The sequence below is a fragment of the Nocardia sienata NBRC 100364 genome (assembly GCF_001613205.1).
In the GTDB taxonomy this organism is placed as follows: domain Bacteria; phylum Actinomycetota; class Actinomycetes; order Mycobacteriales; family Mycobacteriaceae; genus Nocardia; species Nocardia sienata.
In genome coordinates this window covers 1-797 of record NZ_BDBX01000111.1, presented here as the reverse complement: position 1 = coordinate 797, position 797 = coordinate 1, and the positions used below count along the sequence as shown (strand labels likewise).

The window sequence follows — 797 nt, the reverse complement described above, 5'->3', positions numbered from 1 at the left end:
GGGACGGGCAGGCGGATGTATCGGACCGGGGACGTGGTGCGGTGGACCGCGGACAGGCAGCTGGAGTATCTGGGCCGTAACGATTCCCAGGTGAAAGTACGTGGCTTCCGCATCGAACTCGGCGAGATCGAGTCGGTGCTGCTGCGGTACGAGTCGATCGCGCAGGCGGTGGTGGTTCGTGATGCTAGCGGGGGGCGGCGGTTGGTCGGGTATGTGGTGCCGACGGCGGGGATGGAGCTCGATACCGCGACGGTGTTGGGGTTCGCCGCTGAGGCGGTTGCCGGAGTACATGGTGCCCGCGGCGGTGGTGGTGCTGGACCGGTTGCCGTTGACGGTGAACGGGAAACTGGACCGCACAGCGTTACCGGCCCCGGACTACGGGGTGGCGGCCGGGTCGGGCCGGGCACCGGCGACCCCGGTGGAAGTGGTGCTCGCGGAGTTGTTCGCACAGGTGCTGGGAGTGGACTCGGTGGGAGCCCAGGACTCGTTCTTCGGGCTCGGTGGCGACAGCATCATGTCGATCCAGCTGGTAGCGCGGGCCAAGGCCGCCGGAGTGATGATCTCTCCACGGGATGTCTTCGAACGCAAAACCGTGGCGGGCCTGGCGGAGGTCGCGGTCACCAGCGGCGGGGCGGGGACCGGCCTGGCGGAACTGCCCGGCGGCGGGACCGGTGAAATCGCGGTGACACCGATCGTGGCCTGGCTACTCGATCACGACACCGGTATCGACCGGCTCTCGCAGACGATGCTGCTGTCGTTACCGGCCGGGATCGACGAGCACACCCTGACACGCACGG

At 68.3% G+C, this 797-nt stretch carries 1 pseudogene; it reads left to right on the top strand.

The features are described 5' to 3' along the window. Positions 1 to 797 (top strand): annotated as a pseudogene (locus tag NS4_RS31880) (AMP-binding enzyme); the annotation flags it as partial.